Source organism: Salinibacter sp. 10B, assembly GCF_002954405.1.
Classification (GTDB): Bacteria; Bacteroidota; Rhodothermia; order Rhodothermales; family Salinibacteraceae; genus Salinibacter.
In genome coordinates this window covers 4272511-4296715 of sequence record NZ_MQWC01000004.1, presented here as the reverse complement: position 1 = coordinate 4296715, position 24205 = coordinate 4272511, and the positions used below count along the sequence as shown (strand labels likewise).

The 24205-nt window shown below is 60.0% G+C and carries 16 protein-coding genes; 9 read left to right on the top strand and 7 right to left on the bottom strand.

Going from position 1 to position 24205, the window contains the following annotated elements; translation table 11 throughout:
- The first annotated feature begins 98 nt into the window (after positions 1-98).
- Together BSZ35_RS17540 and BSZ35_RS17535 are read left to right on the top strand one after the other, a co-directional pair.
- Complete coding sequence (locus BSZ35_RS17540) at positions 99-617, top strand: HIT domain-containing protein (protein ID WP_105013652.1); 519 nt, start codon at positions 99-101, stop codon at positions 615-617.
- Positions 618-632: 15 nt separating this feature from the next.
- Positions 633-1682, top strand: a complete 1050-nt coding sequence (locus BSZ35_RS17535) for a DUF72 domain-containing protein (protein ID WP_105013651.1) — start codon at positions 633-635, stop codon at positions 1680-1682.
- Between the two features lie 135 nt (positions 1683-1817).
- Here the strand turns inward: BSZ35_RS17535 and ruvX are convergent, their stop codons facing one another.
- The 4 genes from ruvX to BSZ35_RS17515 form a co-directional block, all read right to left on the bottom strand.
- On the bottom strand, positions 1818-2267 hold the full coding sequence (gene ruvX / locus BSZ35_RS17530) for a Holliday junction resolvase RuvX (RefSeq protein ID WP_105013650.1): 450 nt from the start codon (positions 2265-2267) through the stop codon (positions 1818-1820).
- A 194-nt stretch (positions 2268-2461) separates the two neighbouring features.
- On the bottom strand, positions 2462-2833 hold the full coding sequence (locus BSZ35_RS17525; protein WP_105013649.1) for an HU family DNA-binding protein: 372 nt from the start codon (positions 2831-2833) through the stop codon (positions 2462-2464).
- 206 nt (positions 2834-3039) lie between these two features.
- The gene (locus tag BSZ35_RS17520; protein WP_105013648.1) at positions 3040-5280 is read right to left on the bottom strand and encodes a bifunctional (p)ppGpp synthetase/guanosine-3',5'-bis(diphosphate) 3'-pyrophosphohydrolase; all 2241 of its coding nucleotides are present in this window, start codon (positions 5278-5280) and stop codon (positions 3040-3042) included.
- 164 nt (positions 5281-5444) lie between these two features.
- Complete coding sequence (locus BSZ35_RS17515; protein WP_105013647.1) at positions 5445-6863, bottom strand: cystathionine beta-synthase; 1419 nt, start codon at positions 6861-6863, stop codon at positions 5445-5447.
- A 342-nt stretch (positions 6864-7205) separates the two neighbouring features.
- On the opposite strand from BSZ35_RS17515, the gene BSZ35_RS17510 reads away from it, so the two are divergent.
- Together BSZ35_RS17510 and lon are read left to right on the top strand one after the other, a co-directional pair.
- A complete protein-coding gene (locus tag BSZ35_RS17510) occupies positions 7206-8672 on the top strand; it encodes a response regulator (RefSeq protein WP_105013646.1) in 1467 nt (488 codons plus the stop codon).
- A 399-nt stretch (positions 8673-9071) separates the two neighbouring features.
- Positions 9072-11600 carry an endopeptidase La gene (gene lon / locus BSZ35_RS17505; RefSeq protein WP_105013645.1) on the top strand — a complete coding sequence of 843 codons (2529 nt, stop codon included), beginning with the start codon at positions 9072-9074 and terminating at the stop codon, positions 11598-11600.
- Positions 11601-11617: 17 nt separating this feature from the next.
- Here lon and BSZ35_RS17500 read toward each other — a convergent pair whose 3' ends face one another.
- Positions 11618-14542, bottom strand: a complete 2925-nt coding sequence (locus BSZ35_RS17500) for a tetratricopeptide repeat protein (RefSeq protein WP_105013644.1) — start codon at positions 14540-14542, stop codon at positions 11618-11620.
- A gap of 39 nt (positions 14543-14581) precedes the next feature.
- Positions 14582-15202 carry an ECF-type sigma factor gene (locus BSZ35_RS17495; protein WP_105013643.1) on the bottom strand — a complete coding sequence of 207 codons (621 nt, stop codon included), beginning with the start codon at positions 15200-15202 and terminating at the stop codon, positions 14582-14584.
- A 258-nt stretch (positions 15203-15460) separates the two neighbouring features.
- On the opposite strand from BSZ35_RS17495, the gene BSZ35_RS17490 reads away from it, so the two are divergent.
- The 5 genes from BSZ35_RS17490 to BSZ35_RS17470 all read left to right on the top strand — a co-directional run bounded on the left by BSZ35_RS17490 (position 15461) and on the right by BSZ35_RS17470 (position 21512).
- A complete protein-coding gene (locus BSZ35_RS17490; RefSeq protein WP_105013642.1) occupies positions 15461-17476 on the top strand; it encodes a PKD domain-containing protein in 2016 nt (671 codons plus the stop codon).
- A 354-nt stretch (positions 17477-17830) separates the two neighbouring features.
- Positions 17831-18430 carry a fasciclin domain-containing protein gene (locus BSZ35_RS17485; protein ID WP_146110152.1) on the top strand — a complete coding sequence of 200 codons (600 nt, stop codon included), beginning with the start codon at positions 17831-17833 and terminating at the stop codon, positions 18428-18430.
- A 620-nt stretch (positions 18431-19050) separates the two neighbouring features.
- The gene (locus BSZ35_RS17480; RefSeq protein WP_105013640.1) at positions 19051-20010 is read left to right on the top strand and encodes a DMT family transporter; all 960 of its coding nucleotides are present in this window, start codon (positions 19051-19053) and stop codon (positions 20008-20010) included.
- A gap of 261 nt (positions 20011-20271) precedes the next feature.
- A complete protein-coding gene (locus BSZ35_RS17475; RefSeq protein ID WP_181149393.1) occupies positions 20272-20847 on the top strand; it encodes a metalloprotease family protein in 576 nt (191 codons plus the stop codon).
- An 89-nt stretch (positions 20848-20936) separates the two neighbouring features.
- A complete protein-coding gene (locus BSZ35_RS17470) occupies positions 20937-21512 on the top strand; it encodes a hypothetical protein (RefSeq protein WP_181149392.1) in 576 nt (191 codons plus the stop codon).
- Between the two features lie 8 nt (positions 21513-21520).
- On the opposite strand, the gene BSZ35_RS17465 is transcribed toward BSZ35_RS17470, so the two are convergent.
- The gene (locus BSZ35_RS17465; RefSeq protein ID WP_105013638.1) at positions 21521-24169 is read right to left on the bottom strand and encodes a M14 family metallopeptidase; all 2649 of its coding nucleotides are present in this window, start codon (positions 24167-24169) and stop codon (positions 21521-21523) included.
- Between the last annotated feature and the right edge of the window lie 36 nt (positions 24170-24205).

The following is a 24205-nucleotide window of genomic DNA, read 5'->3' as shown; positions in this document are numbered from 1 at the left end:
TCGTAAGTCTCGGTTGAACTGCGTCCTTCGACGGTAGTTTAGAGCTACCCCCGGCCGAATCGGGAGCGCACTCTCTGTGACAATTTCTCTTTCTCCCGATGGATCGCATGTGGAGTCCCTGGCGGGCCGAGTACGTCTCGAATGCAGCTCAACGTCCCCCGGCCGAGGGCGAGTCGGTTTTCACTGCGCTCCTAAACGAAGAAAACGACGCCGAAAACCTCATTCTCTGGCGGGGCGAGCACGTCTTCGTCATCATGAACCTCTACCCGTACAACAATGGCCACCTTCTGATTGTCCCGTACCGACAGGTGGACGCCTACCACGCGCTCGACCCAGCGGAGCAGAAAGCCATTGGGACCACCATCGACCGGTGCATTGGCTGGCTTCGAACTGCGTTCTCCCCAGAGGGCTTTAACGTGGGTATGAATCTGGGGGCCGCCGCCGGGGCCGGCATTCCGGAGCACCTGCACATGCATGTCGTGCCCCGGTGGGACGGGGACACCAACTTCATGTCCACAACGGCAGAAACACGGGTACTTCCGGAAGATCTCTCCACCACCTACGAGAAGCTGCGCGCCGTGATCGACGATCCCGCCGCTCCCTCCGAGTCTCAGTAATTCTGCACGTTTCCCATGCCCACTGCCCCCACCAACCGCACGCTCCAAGATCGCCGCTCCGCGGTTGACCGCTACAACTTTCACGGCATCCACCCCCACGTCCGCTTCGGAACCGCCAGTGATCGGTACGCCGGGTGGCTCGGCCAAATCTACCCGGAAGACGTGTATGCCCAACAGGTCTCCTCTCGGACACGGACCCTCCAGGGCCAATCGTTCGAGGAGCGCCAAGTCCCCGTCGCTTCCGTCCGCGATTATTTCAAGCACTTTGAGGTGCTGGAGCTCGACTTCACGTTTTACCGCCCCCTACTGGAAGAGGGGGATCCTTCTTCCAGCTATTTTGTCTTGTCGAAATACCTCGACCATGCTCCCGACGACGCGGCCTTTCTGTTGAAGGCCCCCCAGCAATTTTTTGCCCGTACGCTGCGACGAAAGGGCAACTACGTTGAGAACCCCGACTTTCTTGACGCAGAGGCCTATATCGAGACTTTCCACGAGCCCGCCGTGGAACTTGTGGGCGATCGGCTGGACGGCATTATCTTCCAGCAGGAGTACCAACGGGTGGCGGACAGCCCGAGTCCGAGCGAAAATGTGGAGCGGCTCGACACGTTCTTCTCCACCCTTCCGAACGACGCGCAGGTTCACCTTGAGCTGCGTTCGGAGCACCTCTTATCGTCGGGCTACTTCGACTGGCTTAACGCGCGAGGATTGGGCTTCGTCTTCAGTCACTGGACCTGGCTCCCCGCCATCCGCGAGCAGTGGGCGCGGTGCGGCGAACGCTTCACGGCGGCGAACGACCAGGGGATTGCCCGTCTTCTTACCCCTCGCAACACGAAGTACGCCGATGCCTACGCGGAGGCATACCCGTTCGACGCCCCTGTTCCCGCCCTCAGCGAGACCGAGCAGGCACACAAGATGGTACTCGACACGACGGCCCTTGCCTACCGGGCAGAGGCCGAAAACGCACTCCTCAACGTAGTGGCCAACAACCGCGCCTGGGGCAACGCTCCAGACCTTGCCCGCACCATTGCCCACCGCATTCTGGACGAAGAGGAGAAGCGATCATAGCGAACCTAGGAAGTATCTCAAAAAACGGGACGTATGAATTCAGAGGGGCACTGAGGACGTTCCCGTGCTGGGATCGCTGTTTTTGAGCGGGTCCGAGCCGGCGCTCAGTATCATCCATTGTGTTGAGATAATTCCCTACTCGTTTGTGTTGAGGTAATCCTGCAGTATCACCGCCGCGGCGGCCGCGTCCACCCGTCCCTTATCGTACCGCCCCGGCTGGCTCACCCCCGCCCGGCGTAGCAGATCCTTGGCCATCTCGGAGGTGTAGCGCTCGTCTTGCCGCACCACCTCTACCGTGCCAGGCGCCTCTACCGTGCCAAGCGCACGTTCGACGCGCTCCACGTACGCCTGGACCATCTCGATCGCCTCGCCCGCCTCTCCGTCCTCGGTCAACGGCCACCCAACGACCACCGTCTCTATGCCCTCGTCCTGGGCGAGCGACTGCAGTACCTCCAGCGCCTCCGCCGGCGCATAGGTCCCCTCTGCCTGCGCAAAGTGACGAAGCGGATCGGCCACCGCGAGGCCCACGCGCTTGGTCCCCACGTCAATGCCAACAATTCGGGATGGCGTATCGAGTAGACTCACGGTTTCATGCAATCGTACACGTGCCCGTTATATCAAATCCGGAAGCTTGATTCCCAGCCATGAAAAATGATTTGTCGCGTCGTTGGACTCCAACGACGCTACGGGTGCCGCTTCATGCAGCGCAGGAACGGAGGTTTCCCTCTTCTGCCAAGGCAGGGCCTCTTCGTCCCTGAAGCCTGCAAACGGATTTCGTATTACTCGTCTTCTTCCGGCGCGTCGGCACTGTCCTCCGGCACCGAATAGCCCAACTCCTGTAGCGGCGTCTTCAGCACATCCTGAATCCGCTTGCCGGGCTTGAAGTGCGTCTTGCGCCGGCTCGGCACGAAGACCGGCTCATTCGTCTGTGGATTTCGAGCCGTGGGCTTGGCCTTGGTTTTCTTGACCTCGAACACCCCAAAATCTCGAAGCTCGATGCGTCGTTCCGGGTCGGCCTCCATCAAGAGGTCCCCAACGGCCATGAGCACAGCCCGTACCCAGGGCTTCGCCTTGTAAAGCGGACGATCCATCTTCTCGGACACGCGCCGAGCCACGTCTTCTTTCGTGAGTGTTTCGGTTCGATCGGACATGAAGCCTCAGAGACTCGATGAGAAGAACAGTGACGTCTCTCCCTTGATGTCTGAGCAGAATAGTCGTTGCAATACGGACGATTTTCTTCGATGGCCAACGCGTAAAGACGTGGTGCGTGAGCCCACGACGTCGCAGGCGAACTTCTCACGCTTCACGAACGGGGCGATGAAAAGGAATCCTGCCGCCCAAGTGGAACGAGATTGCACTACTCCTCGAAGCGGTACACCCCGTGGATGCCGTCGATGCGCTTCAAACGCTCCATCAATCGCTGCAGGTGCTCCAGATCGGAAACGTGAAGCATGATGGTTCCCGAAAAGATGCCGTCTTCTGTATCAATCGTAAGAGACCGAATGTTGGTCTTCAGATTTTTGGAGATCACCGTCGTGATGTCGTTGACCATACCCACTCGGTCCTCCCCCATCAGGCGAAGTGCCGCCACAAACTGCACATCCTTCTGGCGGCTCCAGTCTACATCCAGAATCCGATCGGCCTGGTTCACCAGAAGATCCGATGCATTGCGGCAGTTTGAGCGATGGATGTTGATTGTGCCCGTCCGACTCACAAACCCAAATACCTCGTCTCCGGGAATGGGATTGCAGCAGGAGGCATAGTTGACGGCAAGGTCCTCCTGAATCTCCCCGTTAATCACCAGCGTCTGCTTTCCGGACGACTGTGCCGAGTCGAGGAAGTTTTCGAACCGCTCCTTCAACGACTCCTCGTCGTCTTCGGGCTCATCGACCTCCTCCTCTTGCGTTTTTCCTTTCACGTAGTCCACCAGCTCATCGGGGTCGTAGAGGCCCTTCCCAATCTCGTAGAAGAGCTGTTGGAGGTCCGGAAACTTCAGCTCATGGGCAACCTCCTGTAGGTCCTGGTCACTAATCTCAATGCTGGCTCGATCCTTCTTCTTCTCCCAGATCTCCTGTCCCAAATCAACAGCCTTGCGCCGCTCCTCGTTGGTCCACTGCCGGATGCGGCTCCTCGCCTTGTGGGTCACCACAAAATTGATCCAGTCGGGATTGGGCTGCTGCTTCTTCGAGGTAATGATCTCAACCTGATCGCCGCTCGACAACTCGTGTGACAGCGGGACCATCTTTCCATTCACCTTCGCCCCGATACACTGCATCCCGACCTCCGTGTGCACCTTGAAGGCAAAATCGACGGGAGTCGCCCCCTGAGGCAGCGTCATGAGGTCGCCCTGGGGCGTAAAGACGTAGATCTCCTCGTCGTAGAGATTGAGGCGGAACTCCTTGACGAACTCGGTGGCCTCGTCGGGCTTCGGATTGTCGAGGAGATCACGGACCCACTCCAGAAACTGCTCCATCTCCTCATCCACGTTCTCGGTCCCCTCCTTGTACTTCCAGTGGGCCGCCACGCCGCGTTCGGCCACCTCGTGCATCTCCTGCGTGCGGATTTGCACCTCCACCCGCCGGCCCTCCGGCCCAAAAACAGTCGTATGCAGGCTTTGGTACCCGTTGGACTTTGGCACCGAGATGAAGTCGCGGAAACGCTCCGGCAAGGGCTTGTAGAGATCCGTTACGAGCGAGTAGACCCGCCAGCAGTCCTCTTTCCCCTTCTTCCCATCACTCTGCAATACAATCCGAATCGCAAAGATGTCGTAGATCTCGTCGATCGGCTTATTCTGCCGTTTCATCTTGCGATGGATCGAGTAGACATTCTTCACCCGACCGTAGATGTCAAACTCATACCCCTCTTCCTGCAAATGCTCTTCCAGCGGATCAATGAATTCGGCAATGTAGGCGTCCCGCTGCTCCGCCATCTCCTGCAGGGTCGAGACAATGTGCTCGTAGGAGTCCGGATCGAGAATCTTGAACGAGAGGTCCTCCAACTGACTCTTGATACTGAAGAGGCCGAACCGGTGCGCCAGCGGGGCAAACAGATCGAGCGTTTCGCTCGCTTTCTTCAGCTGCTTCTTCTTCGGGAGCGCCTCAAGCGTGCGCATGTTGTGAAGGCGGTCCGCAAACTTCACCAGGATGACGCGGAGGTCCGTCGCCATCGACAGCATCAGCTTGCGGACGTTTTCCGCCTGGCCGAGCTCACGGCTCTCGAACACACCGCTGATCTTCGTGAGGCCATCGATGATGTTTTCCATCGTCTCCCCAAACTCCTCCCGGATGAGGTCGAGAGAAAGCTCGGTATCCTCCACCACGTCGTGCAGCAGAGCCGCCGCTACGCTCGTATCGTCAAGCCCAATGTCCCGCGCCACGATGGTCGCCACCTTCAGGGGGTGGATGATGTAGCGCTCCCCCGACTCGCGCCAGTCGTTCCGGTGCGCCCAATAGCTGAGCCGAAACGCCCGCCGAATCATATCCTCGTCGACTCGCGGCAGGTGCTCACGGCATTGTTCAAGGAGTTCGTGGAGCTGGTCGTGGAAGCGCTCGTCAATGTCGAGTTCCTCCCTCTCGGGAACGGCGGACGCCTGAATCATGCTTCTTGAGACCTTGACATCGAAAACACGGAAGCCTGGAAGAGGCTTTAAATTTTTGTCATTCCACAAGTTTCCCGTCCCCTCGCACGCCTCATTCCTCCCGCACTCCCCCAGACGGATGACCCTTGCCCCTCCGAACAAGAACGCTAGAGCCCCCTTCCTCGTTACGACGTGCCGTTATTCCCCTGCTCCACTTTCATGAGGGCACTGATGAGGTCGCTCTTCGTGAGCACCGAATAGTCCCGCCCGCCGTCGGAACCGTGGTCCACCAGCACGGCGCCCACGTCCTGCTCCAGATACGCAGACAGATGCTCCAGATGCAACGAGGCCGGCACGACCGGGAATGGAGTGCCCATAATGGTGCGCACCGGCTGATCCCGAGCATCCGGACTGTCGATAAGCCGGTTCAGAATGCGTGTCTCAGTGACGCTTCCCACCACCTCGTGGTCGTCATCAATCACCGGCATCTGTGAAATGCCCTCCTCCGTCATCCGCTCAATGATATTGCCGATTTTGTCGCCCGGGGCGGCCGAAATTACCTCCGTCTGATCCCGGCGCAGATTCAGTACCTGGTCCGCCGTGACGTCGGGCTTGCTTTCCAGAAAGCCGTGGTTCCGCATCCACTCGTCGTTGTAAGTCTTGGAGAGGTAGCGGAAGCCAGAGTCGGGCAGTAGAACGACCACGACGTCGTCTTCCGTGAGTTCATTGCGGTGATCCTCCATCCATTGCAACGCGCCCGCCATGGCCATGCCGCACGACTGTCCAATAAAGAGCCCTTCCTCTCGTGCAAGGCGACGCGTCATCTGCATTGCCTCCTTGTCCTCCACCCGAACGAAATCGTCGACTACGTCAAAGTCCATATTGTCGGGGAGAATATCTTCGCCCACCCCCTCCGTGAAGTAGGGATAGATTTCTTCTTCGTCGAAGACGCCCTCATGGAAGTACTTGTAAAAGACCGACCCGGCCGGATCGACGCCAATAACATTTACGTCCTCCTGTTGCTCTTTGAGGTAGCGTCCCGTACCGCTGATGGTGCCCCCCGTACCGGCCCCCGCTACATAGTGCGTGATGCGGCCCTCGGTTTGCTCCCAAAGCTCCGGCCCGGTCGTTTCGTAGTGGATTTGCGGGTTCGAGGGATTATCGTACTGGTTGAGGTATACCGAATTGGGAATCTCCTCGGCCAGCCGCTGGGCCACGGAGTAGTAGCTGCGGGGGTCGTCCGGCTCGACATTCGTCGGGCAGATGAGCACCTCTGCCCCCAAGCCCCGAAGCACGTCTACTTTTTCACGGCTTTGCTTGTCGGTGGTCGTAAAGATGCAACGGTACCCCTTCGCTATGGCCGCGATGGCAAGCCCAGCCCCCGTGTTGCCACTCGTGCCCTCAATGATGGTCCCCCCCGGCTCAATCAACCCTTTCTCCTCGGCATCTTCGATCATGCTAATGCCGATTCGGTCCTTCACCGATCCGCCGGGATTGAAAAACTCCACTTTTCCAAGTACCGTGCAAGGGAAGTCCTCCGCAAGTTGATTGATGCGAACGAGGGGCGTATTCCCAATGGTGCCGAGAACGGTGTCGTGCCACATAAGATGTGCGAAAAAATGAGAAAGTCGAACACGAATCGTTGTGCTCCTCCCCCGGCAGATGACGCTAATGCCTCCGGAAGCGCTTCTGCCAAAGCGCAACAGAGCACGTATGTATCTCCCCCGTCGCCAAACACGCTAACGAGCACCGCCCCTCAACAGTTGCTTCCAAACATGCACTGCCCAGGCCCCCGGACGGGTACCGTCCCCCCGATTCGTACGAGATCCCTGAATCCCGCCAGGGGCCGGGAAGGCGTGGACTCGCATGATAACAGATAGCGAAGACCCTGTCATCCGCTCCCCCTTGCGTTGCTTTCAGTTTCCTACTGATCCTCCCCTTTCGTGATGGACGCCCCCGACACGGTTCCAACCGTCGAGCCCGCCCTACTGATCGCAACTTTTGCCCCCTCCGGCACGCTGCGCCACTGCAACGAAGCCTGGGAATCGGTCCTTGGCACCACGGAGGCCCCGTGGGCCATGCTTCCAGACGATGACAAGGAAATTGCCAACTCCTCCGTGCTGGAGGCAGGAAAGGGATCGCTCGTCACCAATCAGGTCGTTAATGCGAACACGCCCGAGCGGGACGAACCCCTGCCGGTCCTTCTCAACTTTGTGCCCGTGCACGGAGAGGACGACGGCAATCCCCGCATCACAGCCGTCACCATCAGCGGCGAGGTGATGGCCGAGCCGCCCTCCTGGATGATCAGCCAGACGCAACGCCATCGCATGGAGGCCCTCGGCCGCATGACAATGGGTGTGGCCCACGACCTCAACAATCTACTGAGTGGCCTCATCGGTCACATCGAACTTCTGAAAGAAAAAGCGCAGCGGAACGACGCCCCTGCCTCCAACATCCAGTCCTCCATTCAAACCATCGAAAAGACGGCGGAGGACGGCGCGGCCCTGATCGAGAAGCTTCAGCGTTACATCCGCGAGGACACCCAGAAGCACTTCGAGCGGGTCAATCTCGCAACGCTGATTGAGGACTGCATCACCATCACGCAGCCCTACTGGTACAACGAGCCGCGTCGTCAGGGCATTGAGATCGACGTGGAACGGAATCTTCAGGACACGCCGGACGTGATGGGCGCTGCCTCTGAACTGCGGGAGGTCTTCGTGAACCTGATCCTGAATGCTGTGCAGGCAATGCCGGACGGTGGCACCCTCACGTTCGAGACCTACGTTGAAGACGCGTCGGTCTGCGCGCGGGTCAACGATACGGGGATCGGGATGAGTGACGACGTGCAGGAAAACATCTTCGAGCCTCTCTTTACCACAAAAGGAGAGCAGGGCACCGGCATGGGCCTATCGGCCAGCTACGGCATCATTCAGGAGCACGAGGGCGATATCGATGTCACCTCAGAGCCGGGCGAGGGCACAACGTTCGTCCTCTCATTCCCCCCTGCCGACGAGTCGGAACCGGAACCGGAAGACCCTCCGGAGGCCCCCGTTGGCACCCAGAATGTGCGCGTACTTGTGGTCGACGACGAGGAAATGGTACGTTCCATCGTCACCCAACTGCTCACCCTCAACGACCACGAAGTGGACCGGGCCTCTTCCGGGGCCGAGGCCCTGTCGATGTTCGAGAAAAACCACTATGACATTGTCTTCACCGACTTCGGCATGCCCGAAATGACCGGCGCTGAGTTGGCCGCCCAACTTCACGAGCGCCAACCAGATCTTCCCATCATCCTACTCACCGGCTACACCGATACCGAAACGGCCGTCGACGAGGTGAACGACATTTTGTCAAAGCCGTTTAAATTGGAGGAGCTGGAGGGGGCAATCCAAGAGTTCGTCATCTCGTCGTAGTGTCTCCTGCGGGTGCGGCATCGCTGAATGCCAAGCTTCGCACTATAGCGGCGTTGATGACCATCTTCGCCTTCTGTATTCCGAGTCTGCGACTGCGATAAAGCAGGGAGTCCCCCCGACCGTCCATTTGATAGAATGGTCCCCGGCGTGGGGGGCCACATGGAAGGACCGCCGTCCTTCCGGCATTCTCCCTTCGGCAATCTCGAAGCAGGATGCAAAAGCACCTCTGGTACTCGATACAATCTCCTGCCAGAATGACCGTCTCTGCCAGTCCACGCCCGTTTTACGCCCAAAAACGGCGGTGGATCGTGTGTCCTGTCGGGCGGCCCACTTTTTGCTGATCTCTCTTTCCGCCCTTTCGACGCGGTCCGCCGCCTCCCCTCACCCATCGGTAACACCATGACGGACCAAAAGCCCTTTCCCTTTCTCACCGACGAACCCGGCCCTCTCGGCGGCCAGGAAACCGACCAGAGCATTCCGCTCCCGAATCCGGACGAGGAAGCTAAAATCAGTGCTTCGGAGGTGCCGGAACAGCTTCCCATCCTTGCCCTCCGCAACACGGTTCTTTTTCCCGGCGTCGTCCTTCCCATTACCCTGGGCCGGGATTCCTCGCTTCAACTCATTAAGGACGCCTCGGACGCCGACCGCCTCATCGGCGTCGTGGCCCAACGGTCGGCTCAGCAGGAGAGCCCAACGCCTGAAGATCTCTATGACATCGGCACGGTGGCCGAAATCCTGAAGCTGATTAAGATGCCGGACGGATCGCGGTCCATCATCATCCAGGGCAAGCGCCGCATCCGCATCACGGAGTACGTGGAGACGGAGCCGTATTTCCGGGCTCGGGTGGAGCCCGTCGTGGAGCCGGAGCCGGACGAAAATCTAGAGATGGAGGCCCACACCCGGTCGATCAAGGAATTGGCGGTGCAAATCGTGCGGGAGGCCCCCCACCTTCCCAGCGAAGCGGCGGAAGCCATTGAGAACATTGAGTCGGCCGACTTCCTCATTCACTTTATCGCGTCCAACCTCCAGGAAGAGGTGAAGGGCAAGCAGGAGATCCTGGCGACGATCCCCCTCATGGAACGGGCCGAGCTCGTCCTTCAGAAGCTCCAGGAGGAGCTGCAGGTGATGGAATTGTCGGAGCAGATTCGCAGCCGCGTGCGAAGTGACGTGGATGAGCAGCAGCGGGAGTACCTTCTGCGCCAGCAGTTGAAAGCCATCCAGGAGGAGCTTGGAGAGACTGATGAGCGCGCCGAAATTGAAGACCTGCGGCACAAGGCCGCGGAGAAAGACCTGCCCCCACACGCCCGGGAGCAGGTGGACAAGGAACTCACCCGCCTTGCCCGCACAAATCCGGCCTCGCCCGACTACGCGGTGACCCGCAACTACGTGGATTGGATCTTAGATCTCCCCTGGGACCGCTACTCCCAAGACCGACTGGACGTGACGCGGGCCGAAACGGTGCTCAACGAGGATCACTACGGCCTCGACGATGTGAAGGAGCGCATCCTGGAGCACCTGGCCGTTCTCAAGCTAAAAGGCGACATGAAGGCCCCAATCCTCTGTCTTCATGGCCCGCCGGGGGTGGGCAAAACCAGCCTGGGACAGAGCATCGCCCGGGCCATGGAGCGTGAGTTTGTGCGCATGAGCCTCGGGGGGGTGCGCGACGAAGCCGAAATTCGAGGCCACCGACGAACGTACGTGGGGGCCCTCCCCGGCCGCATCCTCCAGGGGCTTAAGAAAGCCGGAACCAACAATCCCGTCTTTATGCTCGACGAGGTCGACAAGCTCGACTCCGGCATGCGGGGCGATCCGGCCAGTGCCCTGCTAGAGGTACTCGACCCTGAGCAAAATGACAGCTTCAACGACCACTACCTGGAGCTCGACTACGACCTGTCGAAGGTGTTCTTCATCGCCACGGCCAACTATGCGGAGCGGATCCCGCCCCCTCTCCGCGACCGGATGGAGATGATCGAGATCACGGGCTACACCCAGGAGGAGAAGCTCCAGATTGCCCGGGGCTACCTCCTGCCCCGCCAGCTGGAACGGAACGGGTTGGCCGACCAAAACATCACCCTTTCCGACGATGCGCTCCGTCTGCTGATCGATGGCTACACGCGGGAATCCGGCGTGCGGCAACTGGAGCGCACCATCGGCGCCGTGCTGCGCGGCGTGGCAAAGGAGTTCGCAACGGATACGCTGAGTGATACGACCGTTGACGCTCAAGACATCGAGGACTATCTCGGCGTGCGGAAGTTCGAATCAGACGTAGCCGAACGAACCGAGGTCCCAGGCGTCGCCACTGGACTCGCTTGGACGCCGGCCGGCGGCGAGATCCTGTTTATCGAAGCCTCGCTTTCCCGCGGCTCGGGACGGATGACGGTCACCGGCCAGCTGGGGGACGTGATGAAGGAGTCCGCCCAGGCGGCCGTGTCGTACGTGAAGGCGCAAGCCGACGAGCTTGGCATTCCGCAGGATGCGTTCCGGTACTGGGACCTCCACCTCCATGTCCCCGCTGGGGCAACGCCGAAGGATGGCCCCTCGGCCGGTGTGGCCATGCTCTCAGCCCTCGTCTCGGCCTACACGCAGCGCCGGGTGCGGCATACCCTCGCCATGACGGGTGAGATTACGCTCCGCGGCCTCGTGCTTCCGGTGGGCGGCATCAAGGAGAAGGTGCTCGCCGCTCGGCGGGCCGGCATTGAAACGGTGCTGCTCCCACAGAAAAACGCGAAAGACGTCAACGAGATTCAGGAGGGCGCCCTGGAGGGGATCAAGATTACCTACGTTGAGCGAATGGACGATGTGATCGACCTCGTGCTGGAAGAGGAGGTCCTCCACCCCCCGGCCGAGTACTTCGCCATTCCGGACGAAGAAAAGCGGCACACCGGCAATAGAAACGGAACCGTCGGGATCGATAGCCCCCAGAATTAACTTCGGGCTCTCCCTCCTCACGGGGTTGTCCCACTGCGAGTAGCAAGCCGCTGTCGATAGTCCGCAGCTTGTTGCGGACGATTCCACTCCCTGTATATTTTCAGGAGATCCCGCAGGGATTCTTGAATCCGGGGATGGCCAGCCCGAAACTGCTCTCGTCGAATTGTGAGGGCCGTTCGGGCAAGATGCTCCGCCTTGCGATAATTGCCCCTCCGGCATGCGAGGAGCGCCCGTCCCGCCTGGGTTTGGGCCACGTCGGCCGAGCGCGTCCCGTCTTCGGCCCGACGCATCGCTAAGGCCTCCCGAAACAGGGAATCGGCCAGCGCATAGCGCCCCTGCTTCATTACGACGTAGGCACGGTTGTGCAGGGTGGTTCTCTGGTGCCTCGGCGGCAAAACGGATCGTTTCATGGACAACGACTTCTGGTACAGCGAATCGGCGGCGGCGAGATTGCCCTGCTCCTTCAACACCAGTCCAAGATTGTTGAGCGTCGTGGCGATTTTGGACGAGTCCGCCGAACCGGCTCGGCGTATTGCAAGACTCCGACGGTATTTGGCCTCCGCGGCTGCAAGCTTCCCCTGTCGCATCAACACACTTGCAAGATCGCTAATCGACTCGGCCGTGCGGGGATCCTGGGCGCCGTACGACTGCTCCCGGATCGATACGGCCCTTCTGTATAGAGACGCCGCCTTTGAATATCGACCTCGTCGTTCTTTGACCTCAGCCAAACTGGTCCTGGTCAGTCCCGTGCTCGGATCCGTGGGGCCCAACGCCTTTCGTTCGATGGACAAAGCGTTACGAAAGAGCGAGTCAGCCGCCGCATAGCGGCCCTGCTCTTTCTGATTCAGCGCCATGTTGTAGAGGGTGACGGCGATTGACGGGTGCGTGGGCCTAAGCGTCTTCCGTTTGATCGAGAGGGCTTCCTGATACACAGAGTCCGCTGCCGCATACTGCTTCCGTTCGTTCAGCGCGACGGCAAGATCATTGAGAGTCGAGGCCACTTTCGGATGAGGCGTGTCGAGGACCGATCGTCGTATCGAAAGGGCGATCCGGTATACCGAGTCGGCCGTTGCATACTGCCCTTGTCCCACAAGGGCGATCCCGAAATCATTGAGGGCTGCAGCAACCTTGGGATGAGGCCGATCAAAGACCGACCGATACATCGAAAGGGCGCGTCGAAATATCGAGTCCGCCGCCGCGTACCGCTCTTGCTCTTCAAACGTAGCGGCCTGGCGGTGCAGACTCTCAGCGATGCGGCGATGCGGCGCGTCGTACATCCGGCGGCGCATGGCAAGCGCCTCAGTGTGGAGCGATTCTGCCAGCGCGTAGCGTCGCTGCTCATGTTGAATCCGCCCCAGATGGTAGAGGCTCTTCGCTAGCTCTGGATGGGGAGCCTCATAAAGCCGGGACCGCAGTGAAAGTGCTCGCTCCAGCAGCGAGTCCGCCCGACCGTAGTTGCCTAACCCTCGGTACGCACGTCCCATGGCACCGAGGAGTTTGGCTTGAACGGCGGGACGGTCCTGCAATCGGGACATTCGCCGCTCGCCCCGGCGCAGGAGCGATCGGGCCGTCAGCGTATCGGTATTTTCGTACGGATTGGCATTCCGGAACAGATCGACGAGAACCCCAGAAACCTGCCGAGCCGTCTCGGCCTCAGTCCGCGCCCGATCCCGCTGCTCGGCGAGCCGATCGGCCTGGACGGTCACGGTGGCAGCATATGTCATCACGAGGAGCGCAATCATCAGCCCTGCCCCAACCGTCATCCGATTCCGGTTGACGAACTTTCGGGTTCGGTAGACGAACGTCGCCGGACGGGCCTCGATCGGCTCACGTCCGCGGTAGCGTCGAAGATCCGCCCCCAGCGCCTCAACCGACCGGTACCGACGCTCCGGTTCTTTTCGCAGGGCCTTAAGCACAATCGTATCCAGATCCCCCCGAAGTTCCCCGGCCTCGACCTCCGTGTCATTCAGGCGCTGCTCCGACGGAGCGGGCGGCGCTTCCTCTATCAAGAGGCGCTCGACTTCCGTGAAGGACTTATCTTCCAGATCAAAGGGCCGCGTCCCAGTCAGCACCTCGTAGAAGAGCACCCCCAACTGATACACGTCCGTGGCCGCCACAATCTCATCCCCTTTCACCTGCTCCGGAGCCGCGTAGGCCGGGGTCATGAGGTACTGTTTCGTCCGCGTCTGGGGCCGAGTCACGGGAAACGAATTGTCAAGCAGCTTTGCGATCCCGAAGTCCAAGAGCTTGACGGTCGGCCCACTCTCTGTCTCCGTCACCAGTACGTTCGCAGACTTTAGGTCCCGGTGAACGACGAGCTGACGGTGTGCCGCCGAAACGGCCTTTACGACCTGCTCAAGAAGATCCAGTCGGGCCTCCAGTCCCAGATCCTGCTCCTCTACATACTCGGCGATCGGCTGCCCGTCCACGTACTCCATCACGAGATACGGACGCCCCCCGTCCGTCACGCCCCCATCGACGAGTCCAGCAATATTGGGATGGTCGAGGCTCGCCAAGACCTGCCGTTCGGCCCGGAAGCGCTGCTCAACGTCGGACGAATGAAACCGCTGCAGAAGTTTGACCGCCACGGTGTGTTGAAAGTCCGCATCCGCTCGCTCGGCTCGGTAAACGACGCTCATCCCTCCGACTCCGATTTCTTCCCGCAGACGGTACCCTCCCACCTCGCAGCCTGCCAAGTCCGGAGTATCAGAACGTCCTTCCTCGTCGCCCCCCGCCCCAATCTCGTTCACCACCGGCCCGATCACCCCTTCAGCTAGATCTTCGAAAAAGTCCGGGGCCTCTCGGCGGGCCGCAAGCAGCGACGCCACCTCGGCCCGCACAGCTTCATCGTCACACTTCGACTTGAGAAAGGCCTCCCGTTCTTCAGACGACAGGTCTCGGGCGTCCTCGTACAACGATTCGATTTGCCTCCATACATCCATGACCACAGCGAAACATTCTTGGAGACGTGCCGAGCTCAGCTAGTCCTCCTGAGACGTTCTTCCCATCCCGTGAATGCGCTTCATCTCGCGGTAGAGCCAGGCCTGTGCCAAATCCCAGTCACGGCTCACGGTCGATCCGGAAATCCCCAATGCCTCGGCCGTCTCCTCGATCGTCATCCCTCCGAAAAATCGGCACTCCACGACCCGAGCTGCTCGCTCGTGTTTCTTTTCGAGTCGGCCGAGGGCGGCGTCGAGCACCACAATCATCTCGGAGCGCTCTTCGGTCGTCGCCTGCGCCCGCTCCAGGGACTCCCGCAACGCCTCCAACGAAAGCGTCGGATTCTCCCCACCACGTTTCTGGGCCCGCTTCTCTCGGGCCCAATCCACGAGAATGTGACGGATTGCCCGAGAGGCAACGCGAAAAAAGTGAGACCGGCTCTTCCACGACTGCTCCTCCTGACGGACGAGTTTGAGATAGGCCTCGTGGGCAAGTGCGGTCGTTCGGAGCGTCGGTTCTCCCTTCCACTGCTTTCGCTGACCACGTGCTCGTCGGCGAAGCTCAGTATACACCTCGTCGAAAAGATCATCCATCACCTCGCCGTTTCCACTCCGAAGGTCCATGAGCAGCTCCGTCACCGTGTCCTGAGAGGAGGACGCCATGACGCCACCCTTATTGTGAAAATAAAAAGAAATGATGGATGAGGAATCTTGGGAATGAGAAGATTCCCGCTCATATCTCGTGGTAAAAAATGAAGAGCCTTTCAAAGAAGAAAGGCGATTTTTCAATAGAAGAGCTTTTCTGCGCAACGTTACAATCCAGCAACCAGCGTCACGGACCTCGCCGTTGCCGCTTCATCGCGCAACGGCCCCACGCTTTGCTCATTCTCTTTCTGTTTCGAAACCTCATTTCGATCGATTATGCAGTACCTTCGTGCTCTTCGCCTCGTCGCTTTCGGACTTCTCGGAGGAGCACTTCTCGTCGTCATGGGATGCGACTCCGCCGGCTCCAACAGCCAGGGAGGACAAGGCGGAGGTAGCCAAAACCAGCCCCCCTCGGCCGACGTCACGGTCAGCTCTTCGACCGTCGATGTGGGAGATCAGGTCAACCTCGATGGCACCGGTTCCTCTGACCCGGACGGAGACAAGCTCGACTTTAGCTGGTCGCTCAGCACCCCCAGTGGGAGCAATGCTTCGCTGTCGGACGCCAGTGCCGAGCAACCGACCTTTACTCCGGATGTCTCCGGCGACTACACCGCAACCCTTGAAGTGTCCGATGGTGACGCAACCGACAGCGACGATGCGGCGGTGACGGCCCAAACGGTAACTGTGGAAATCAGCTCCAGCATTGAGAGTGACCGGACCCTTTCGCCAGACAACTCCTATCTCGTAACCAGCACGATCTGTGTCCAGAACAGTTCGACGCTCACGATTGAGGCCGGTGTGACGATCGAATTCGAATCCGACACGGGACTGAAAGTCTGCGGGGACGGATCTGCACTCGTGGCTCAGGGAACATCCTCGAACGGCATTTTGATGACGGGAACGACGAATCAGGCTGGTTTCTGGCAGGGCATCGGCATCAATTCCTCCAACAATAACAACGAACTCAGTGGTGTCACCCTCGAGTACGCTGGGAGCAATAATCTCTACACGTTTGTGAATGGCACCGGCGGGTTGCAGCTCAAGTCGGGAAGCTCGATAACCATCACCAATACCACCATCCGCAACAACTCGAACTACGGCCTGACGGCTCAAGGCAACATCGACCTGTCCGGCTTTTCCAGCAACACCTTTGCCGATAACGAAAAGATGGCTATGAACATCAATGCCGGGGCCATGGGCGCCCCAGATGGGGCGTCCAACTTCGGATCCCCCGTTCGCGTCAACGGCGGTAGCATCAGTGGTGAGACCCTTACCGTATCAGCCCTCAATGTGCCGTATCAGATCTCGGGCACGCGGCAGATTGAGGACGGCAGCGACGTGACCGTTGAGGCCGGAACCGTGATGGAGTTCGAGTCCGGCGCCGGACTGAAGATCGTGGGCGACCCGACCGCCTTCAAGGCGCAGGGATCCGAAGCGGAGCGCGTCCTGATGACTGGAACCACCAAACAGAAGGGATTCTGGCAGGGCGTCGGCATCAACTCGGCAAACAAAAACAACCGGCTCGAACACGTCACCCTCGAATATGCTGGGAGCAACAACCTCTTCACCTTCGTCAACGGCACCGCCGGCCTACAACTGAAGGGCGGCACCTCCGTGACGCTGGTGCAAGATTCGATCCGCAACAACGCCAACTACGGCGTCAGCGTCCAGACCGGCGTCGACCTGTCCGGCTTCTCCTCCAATGTGATTATGGACAACGAGAAAATGTCGATGAACATCGCAGCGACCAATATGGGGGCTCTGGACGAGAACTCCTTCTTCAAGACCCCCGTGCGCGTAAATGCCGGCAGCATCTCGGATGAAACCCTGACCATCGCTGATCTCAACGTCCCGTATCGCATCTCGGGTGTTCGCCCCATCAACAACGGTAGCGACGTGACCGTCAATCCCGGCGCAACGTTCGAGTTTGAGTCGGAGGCGGGCCTAAACGTGTCCGACGACGCCACTGCCTTCAAGGCGCAGGGAGCCAAAGCCGACAGCATTCGCTTCACGGGTGTAACAGAGCAGAGCGGATCTTGGCAGGGCCTCGGCATCCAGGCCGACAATGTCAACAACGAGCTCAGCTATGTGGTCGTCGAGTACGGCGGGGGCAACAACATCTATACCTTTAGCGACGACGCCAACATTCAACTCCGGGGCACGCTGACGCTCACGAATTCTCGCATCGTGGACAGTGCGGGGTACGGGCTGGCGTCGAGCGACGGGGCTAGTGCCGTCACTGAGAGCAATAACACCTACCGGCGCAACAACAACGGCGCCCGCAACTTCTGACGCCGAGACCTCCGTCCCGCGGACAGCGGCGATATACAGTCGGGCTCCGGTACCGGCCTGGGGGTCTCCCCTGGGCCGGTGGGGTGTGGGAAAGCCCCGGCGCCGTCTCCTCTACCAGTGAGGCTTCGCCACTCGACCGCCCCCAAACTGAAAGAGACGTTCGAGGCCCAGGCTCAGAGCATTACGCTCGAGGTTACGCGCGATACAGTCTCGCTCAGCGGTCCCTTCCCAGCCGATAATGTCGAAACGTTCGTCAATACCAGCTCTCAATTCTGCAGCTCATCGGACGGGCCTCCCTCGTCTGAAGTCATCGATCCTACGCTCGCGGCTCCTCTCATAACCCCCCTTCGCCCCATGCGAAATTTGGTGCTCTGGACGTGTTCTCTCCTGCTCGTCACCGGCCTCTCCGCTCCTTTTTCTACCGCTATTGCTCAAAGCAAGGACACGACATCGAATGCAAAGCCCACACTCGGCACAATTTTTAAGGAAGACAGAATGTTTACCAATAAGGCCTTTTCCGCTTCGATCCGTTTTGCGGGCCTCGTGGACACCCTCGAGAGCGAAGGGCCGTTTACCGTATTTGTCTTTACCAATGAGGCGGCCGGCTCCCTCGAAGAGGAGTTCTCCAATCCCCAGAGCAACCCGAAATTCCACTCTCTAATCGAGTACCACGTCGTCCCCGGCCGCAAGGTGATGGCCTCAGATTTCCTTGAGATTGAGAAACTATCGCCCCTAGAGGGCCCCCCAATCTCCGTAGAGACCAAGGGCGGACCGACAGTCGTCGCAGAAGGAGGAGAAGGCGGGCAGAGGGTTTCGAAGCAACCTGAAACGATCGTCCTCAAGGGAAAAAACACAGTCACGATTGGCCCCGATCCGACTCAGCGAAACATCACGACCGCCTCAAATGGCGTCATCCACATCCTAGGATCGGTGCTACGGCCTCCCGCCCAGTAAGTATCTCTAACAGAACCTAACCCATGTCGCTCTGAGCTTGACTCAGAGCCCATCCGACGGTCGCCGGGATCTGTCCTTTCGGTTGAATGGACTCTGGCAATCTAGATTGCCTAAATCAAGTTTGGACATCTAGATGCTGGGAATCTCAGAAGTGTTTACGTCGGCCTTGTAGTGGTTTTGCGAAAGCGTCTAAGTCCGCAGAATTGGCTCGCAATCGCACTCTTTTTCAATATCCACCCTTTAACCAATTCAACAATTATATTCCAGGGATTGATGTTCAACTAGGACATAGTGGCGGAAGCTCCAAAACAGTAGTCCACTAAACCAGGCTCTCCAGTGAGCGAAGGTCGAACTACCGGGCGAATGCACAAGCCATCTCATACGAGATCTACGAGGGAGAAGGCACAAAACGTCCGCCAAACAACTTCGTAGTGTGCTGGAGCCGGTCGCTCCTCCTGATCGGTCTGGATGCAGCCCACCACACGAACGTGCAGCCCGTTTCACAATCCGAATCCATCGGACCGATGGAAGCGTTTCGATGACGCAATTCCAAAACGGATCGGATTGGAGAGCATCCCGTTCGGGCACGACGTATTTTTCCACTCGGACTCCCGCCGCCCATGGCCTCTCTCCGAAAGGCATGGCCCCATCATAGCCTTCTTTCTCTGTTCGTCTGGCTCTGGGGGGCCAATTTCGTCCTGGCTGAGGTGGCCCTGCGAGAGATGGCCCCCATCTCGTTCAGCGTCGCTCGCTTTCTGACGGGCGGTGGTGCGCTCCTGCTCCTCCTCTACACGCAGCGCCCCTCTTCCGATGCGCCCTCCCGCCTTTTTCCCCACATTCGTTCCGGCGATTGGCCGCGGCTGCTCTTGGTCTCGGTGCTTAGCGCGACCCTTGCCCCGTGGCTCGGTATTGAGGGACTCGACCTGACGCACAGCGGTCGAGCCTCCCTCTGGCTCGCCCTCGGCCCAGTGCTCAGTTCGGCGTTCGGCTACCTGAGCGAAACGGAAGAAATCGGCTGGATTGGCTTCGTCGGCATCAGCATGGCTGGACTCGGCACCTTCGTGCTGGCGGTCGACGGTCTTCGCCCACAGCAGGCCTACTGGGCCGGGGATCTGCTTCTGCTCACGGCTCTCCTCATGACCGTGGCCGAGATGCACTTGATCAAGCCCCTCGTAGCGCACTACGGCTCTATTCCCATGGTGGCCCTGCGCACAACCATTGGGGGGAGCCTCTATTTTCTCATTGCCAGCCCGGCGCTCGCAGGAGAACCTTGGCTGTCGCTCAGCACCTGGACGTGGATTGCCATTCTCGTCGGCGGGGCCATTGGGGTGGGCATGGGCCAATGGGTCAAGTATCGGGCTCTGAACGTCATCGGCCCCACACGTGTGGTCCTCTACGGGAACCTCGTCCCGGTAGCCACTCTGCTCCTCGCCTGGCTCGCACTGGGAACTACGCCCTCCGGCCTTGAAATTCTGGCTGCTGTACTCATCGTCGCCGGGGCCGTCTGCTTGCAAATCGTCGACCTCCAAACGGCAGCCCCTGCGGCCTCTTCCGAGCCTCAACCGGAGCTTACCTCTTAACCCCCTCGCCCAACGATGACTGAGTCCCTGCCCATCCCGACAAGATAATCGGGCAAACACAGTTGCTGTCGTTCCAGAGGCCCTTTACGACCTGGTCTTCATTCCTTTTCTTGCGCCAAGGAACCATCGGCTAGCGTTCCAGCCCGCACCTGGACGTCCCCCCTGGAACAGGTCGCTCTTCCAGCCTCAGCTATGGATGCAGACCCTTCCGACGCAGCCCCTCACTGTTTTGGTGCAGAGGCGACGTCCGTCACAATGTCCATGATGCGTGCCCAGGTCGTCAGTGTTGTTCTGATTGTGCCCTTTGCGGCTCTCTCCGTAATACCGCACGGATATTTCTGGGGACTTCCGGATGAGCACCTGTTCCCGCTCTCTGTTCTCGGTGCCTTCTTCGGGAGTATCATCATTCACGAGGCGCTGCACGGCATCGGTTACTACTGGGCTGGAGCCGACCGCTCAGACATCGAATTCGGCTTCAACTGGTCGGGCCTCGCCCCGTACGCGCACTGCACGGTGCCCTTGCGGGCCACTCCGTACCGGGTGGCTGTCGCCCTGCCGGGCCTCGTGCTGGGCGTACTCCCGCTCGGGGTGGGCCTTGGCCTCGGCCTCTGGTGGTTCACCGTCTATGCGTTTCTGATGCTGACGGCCGCTGCCGGAGATGCTCTCCTCCTCTGGATCATGCGTGCGGTTCCGGGATCCGCCTGGACACAGGACCATCCTTCCAAGATGGGATGTCTGGTGCTCGGGCACGCCTCCGCCCCGCAGCCGCCACCCGTTGCCTCCGATGTGGAGACCGTGCCTGCCTCCGACTCCCTCGACAATACGACCGAGGCGTGAACCCTGCTCCTCGTCAACGGCGTATCGCCATCGCGAGGTGTTGTCGCCAATAGTGTACTCTTGATTCTTCCGTACCCACACCGACCCTCATGACCCTCCGTTTCACGCTTTGCCTCCTGCTCGTCGCCCTCTTTGGTGCCTACAGCACCCAGGCTCAGTCTCCCCCTGACGCCCAGACCCAAATCGCGGCGGCGACCAAGGCGGCGCCCTCTCCCCTACGGAAAACCGCAACCGTTCTCGGCTACGACGACCAGATGGAGCTTACAATGCTCCGAGATGGGGACGGCTCCTTGGTGTGCCTGGCCGATGACCCGGAGGAGGAGAAGTTTCATGCCTCGTGCTACCATAAATCCCTGGAGCCATTCATGAAGCGGGGACGTGAGCTCCGGAAACAGGGCAAACCGCGCGCCGCCGTCGATAGCATTCGCCGCACCGAGATTGAGGACGGCACACTCTCGTATCCCGATCGTCCCACCGCGCTGTACAACGTGTCTGGCACCTATGACGTCGAGGCGGACACGATACGCAACGCCTCCCGCCTCCGAGTGCTCTACGTGCCGTATGAAACCGCCGAGACGACCGGCCTGCCAACCACACCACAAGGGGGCCCCTGGCTCATGGAGCCGGGCACCCCCTGGGCACACGTGATGATTCCTGGTCAATAGCGATTCCGCTATTCCACCAGGGCCGGCACGAGCATAACCGCATTCTGCATCATGCGGCTGGGCCCGCGCCAAAACATCCGGTACTGCGTGTTGTCGACGAGAAAAACGACGCGTCCCTCGCCCATTTCCACCGTCCCGGCGAAGGATTTTCCGGCCAGCTGTTTGAGATTGCGCTGCGACGCGTAGCCGCTTACGAGCAAATCGGAGGGGTCCTTCGCATAGTGGGCCGCGCTCTGGAGATTGGTGCTCGGCTCCAGGGCGCTCGTGCCGTACTTCAGTGAATAGACTCGGTCGCCGATGCCGAAGGCGAGCGGATGCGTCCGGTCCACGTGCCCATCGAGGGCCGCCCCGGGAATATTGCCGAGCCCCGCAGAGTCGTCCCGCGCCGCATACGCAGTGTAGGGGCCAATACGCGAACCCGCCGTATCTTGCACTGCCTCGACCGACGTGAGACCGGAGGCCTGCTGCGTCAGAAACCGCGCGCTCTCCTCGGTGCCGACCAGCGTCCCGCCCGCCTCCACCCAGTCGCGGAGAGCCTCCACTTGCGTAGAGTCGAAGACCGTCCCGAGCCGGTACCCGCCGGGCAGCACTAGCACATCAAAGTTCTGCAGGCGCGCTTTGCCGTAGCGAGCGTACCGGCTGTCACTGGTGGCCGACTGTTGCAGGTTGGAAGCCCGCACTCGGGTAATGGGAAGACGGGTTTCTTGATCGAAGAGGTACCAGAGCTGCCCGCTCGTGTAGGTAGAAAAGGGCTGATCGACCAGAAGCCCGACCTCGGGTTGCTTTACCGGAGCATTGTTTTCTGATCCTAAATCCGGTCCGTCAGCCATGCGCCCCGTGTCGAGCCCCACAATTTCGACAGTGGCCGTATCGGCAATGCGCTGCATGTCTTCGCCCACGCCCGATTTCTCCGGATTTCGTCCGAGCAGGACGATGAGACTCCCAGCACTGAATGAGCGCTGGCCCGTGGAGAAGGCTTCTTGCGCCGTCCGAACACGATAGCCGGCCCGCCAAAGGTGGGCCAGTGCCCTCGGTGCATAGCGCTGGTTCCAGTCCACCACATAGGCGTACCGAGCATCGGCATTGATGACCCCCGTCTGCGGGACCGGATCCTCAGTAACTGGTTCTGTGCTGCCCTGTGGCGCCTCCCGGGTGCTGTACGTGGAAAGATTGTACGCCAGCGGAGCCGACCACGTCGACATGTCGTACATCACCGAATCCTGGAACGACACCTGTCGTTGCAGAAGGGTGTTGACGAAGAGATGCCGGGGCTGATCCGTTGGAACCACGTACGCTCCGCTCTCGACCCGTCGGTCGCTCCGCTCTCCCGTACGGTAATCCAGCGCATTCTCCAACTGGAGAGGGTCTGTGGCCCGCCGCACCTCGATGCCGTGGTGCCGAAGCATGTCGATCACGTCGTAGAGATAGCCCGTATCGTCGTCGGGAAAAACGTAGGCAGCGGTCTCAATGGTGTTGCTCTCCTGCGAGTGGGCCTGCAGATCATACTCCAGCAACCGCTGTCGATTGCGGACAGCCGCGCGGAGGGTCGCCAAGGAGGTCGTGTAGTGATCGAACACGCGCTGCCGAAGAGTGAGCGTATATCCGTCCTCGTTCTCGACAGCCCGTCCGGCCCCGATGCCGGCCTGCTCCGTAAGCATGCCGATGCCCCCCATCACACTGGGATACGACGACCCGTAGCTTGGGTAAAAGAAGTCGAACGCCTCACGGGTGAAGTAGCTCACCTGATGCTGGTCAAACGCTCGGATGTTTGCACGACCGAACGTGTCGGCCCACGCCACGTAGCGATCCGGCAATAGCGGATTGCGCGGCGTCGTGCCCGGCATGGTAAAGTAGTGATCCTCGTATCCCTGCTCGTGGTAGTCGGCGTGCACCTGCGGCATGAACTCCTGGTACACCGAGGTAAGTCCCTCCATCTCGGGATGCACGTTCCATATCCAGTCCCGGTTTAGGTCGAACCAGTAGTGGTTGGTCCGTCCCTGCGGCCACGGCTCGTCGTGCACGATGTCGTTCGGATTGGTGGCCACCTGCGCCCGCTGCATCGACCGCGCCCAGTACACGTAACGGTCGCGTCCGTCCGGATTCACTGCCGGGTACATGACGAACACTGTCTCGTCCAGAATGCGCTGCGTATCCTCATCCTGGGCCGCCGCGAGCCGATAAGCAACCTGCATCGCGGCCTCCGTCCCCGACGCCTCGTTGCCGTGAATGTTATAGCTGTACGAGACGGTCACCGGCTGATCCTGGAGCAACTGCTTGCGCTCCTGTGCCGAGAGGGAGGCGGGATTGGAAAGCCGCCGACTGTTGCGCTTGAGCTCGTCGAGTCGGTCCTGGTTTTCTGCACTCGTAAGGACGAGGTAGACGAGCGTCCGGCCCTCGTACGTCTCCCCGTACGTCTCGAGTCTTACCCGATCGGAGGCATCGGCCACTGCCCGCAGGTACTCCACCGCATCGGCGTACAGCGTAAACTGGGTACCCATCTCATACCCCAGTGCTTCTTGGGGCGTGGGCACCTCGCTGCTGTACGGAAGCTCCGGATCGAATGAAAAGCGCTCCGGAGTAAGATCGACCGGTTGTCCCTGCACGGGAACTACGACAAACAGGCTGAGCAGGAAAGCGCCAACAAGAAATCGGTCCATCGTACACGATATTGCTGATACGGGAAAGTCACTGCC

Excerpts from the sequence above, each read along its gene's own strand:
- BSZ35_RS17540 (WP_105013652.1), top strand. The coding sequence starts at position 99 with ATGGATCGCATGTGGAGTCCCTGGCGGGCCGAGTACGTCTCGAATGCA.
- BSZ35_RS17535 (WP_105013651.1), top strand. The coding sequence starts at position 633 with ATGCCCACTGCCCCCACCAACCGCACGCTCCAAGATCGCCGCTCCGCG.
- BSZ35_RS17525 (WP_105013649.1), bottom strand. The coding sequence starts at position 2,833 with ATGTCCGATCGAACCGAAACACTCACGAAAGAAGACGTGGCTCGGCGC.
- BSZ35_RS17520 (WP_105013648.1), bottom strand. The coding sequence starts at position 5,280 with ATGATTCAGGCGTCCGCCGTTCCCGAGAGGGAGGAACTCGACATTGAC.
- BSZ35_RS17515 (WP_105013647.1), bottom strand. The coding sequence starts at position 6,863 with ATGTGGCACGACACCGTTCTCGGCACCATTGGGAATACGCCCCTCGTT.
- BSZ35_RS17510 (WP_105013646.1), top strand. The coding sequence starts at position 7,206 with ATGGACGCCCCCGACACGGTTCCAACCGTCGAGCCCGCCCTACTGATC.
- lon (WP_105013645.1), top strand. The coding sequence starts at position 9,072 with ATGACGGACCAAAAGCCCTTTCCCTTTCTCACCGACGAACCCGGCCCT.
- BSZ35_RS17500 (WP_105013644.1), bottom strand. The coding sequence starts at position 14,542 with ATGGATGTATGGAGGCAAATCGAATCGTTGTACGAGGACGCCCGAGAC.
- BSZ35_RS17495 (WP_105013643.1), bottom strand. The coding sequence starts at position 15,202 with ATGGCGTCCTCCTCTCAGGACACGGTGACGGAGCTGCTCATGGACCTT.
- BSZ35_RS17490 (WP_105013642.1), top strand. The coding sequence starts at position 15,461 with ATGCAGTACCTTCGTGCTCTTCGCCTCGTCGCTTTCGGACTTCTCGGA.
- BSZ35_RS17485 (WP_146110152.1), top strand. The coding sequence starts at position 17,831 with ATGCGAAATTTGGTGCTCTGGACGTGTTCTCTCCTGCTCGTCACCGGC.
- BSZ35_RS17480 (WP_105013640.1), top strand. The coding sequence starts at position 19,051 with ATGGCCTCTCTCCGAAAGGCATGGCCCCATCATAGCCTTCTTTCTCTG.
- BSZ35_RS17475 (WP_181149393.1), top strand. The coding sequence starts at position 20,272 with ATGATGCGTGCCCAGGTCGTCAGTGTTGTTCTGATTGTGCCCTTTGCG.
- BSZ35_RS17470 (WP_181149392.1), top strand. The coding sequence starts at position 20,937 with ATGACCCTCCGTTTCACGCTTTGCCTCCTGCTCGTCGCCCTCTTTGGT.
- BSZ35_RS17465 (WP_105013638.1), bottom strand. The coding sequence starts at position 24,169 with ATGGACCGATTTCTTGTTGGCGCTTTCCTGCTCAGCCTGTTTGTCGTA.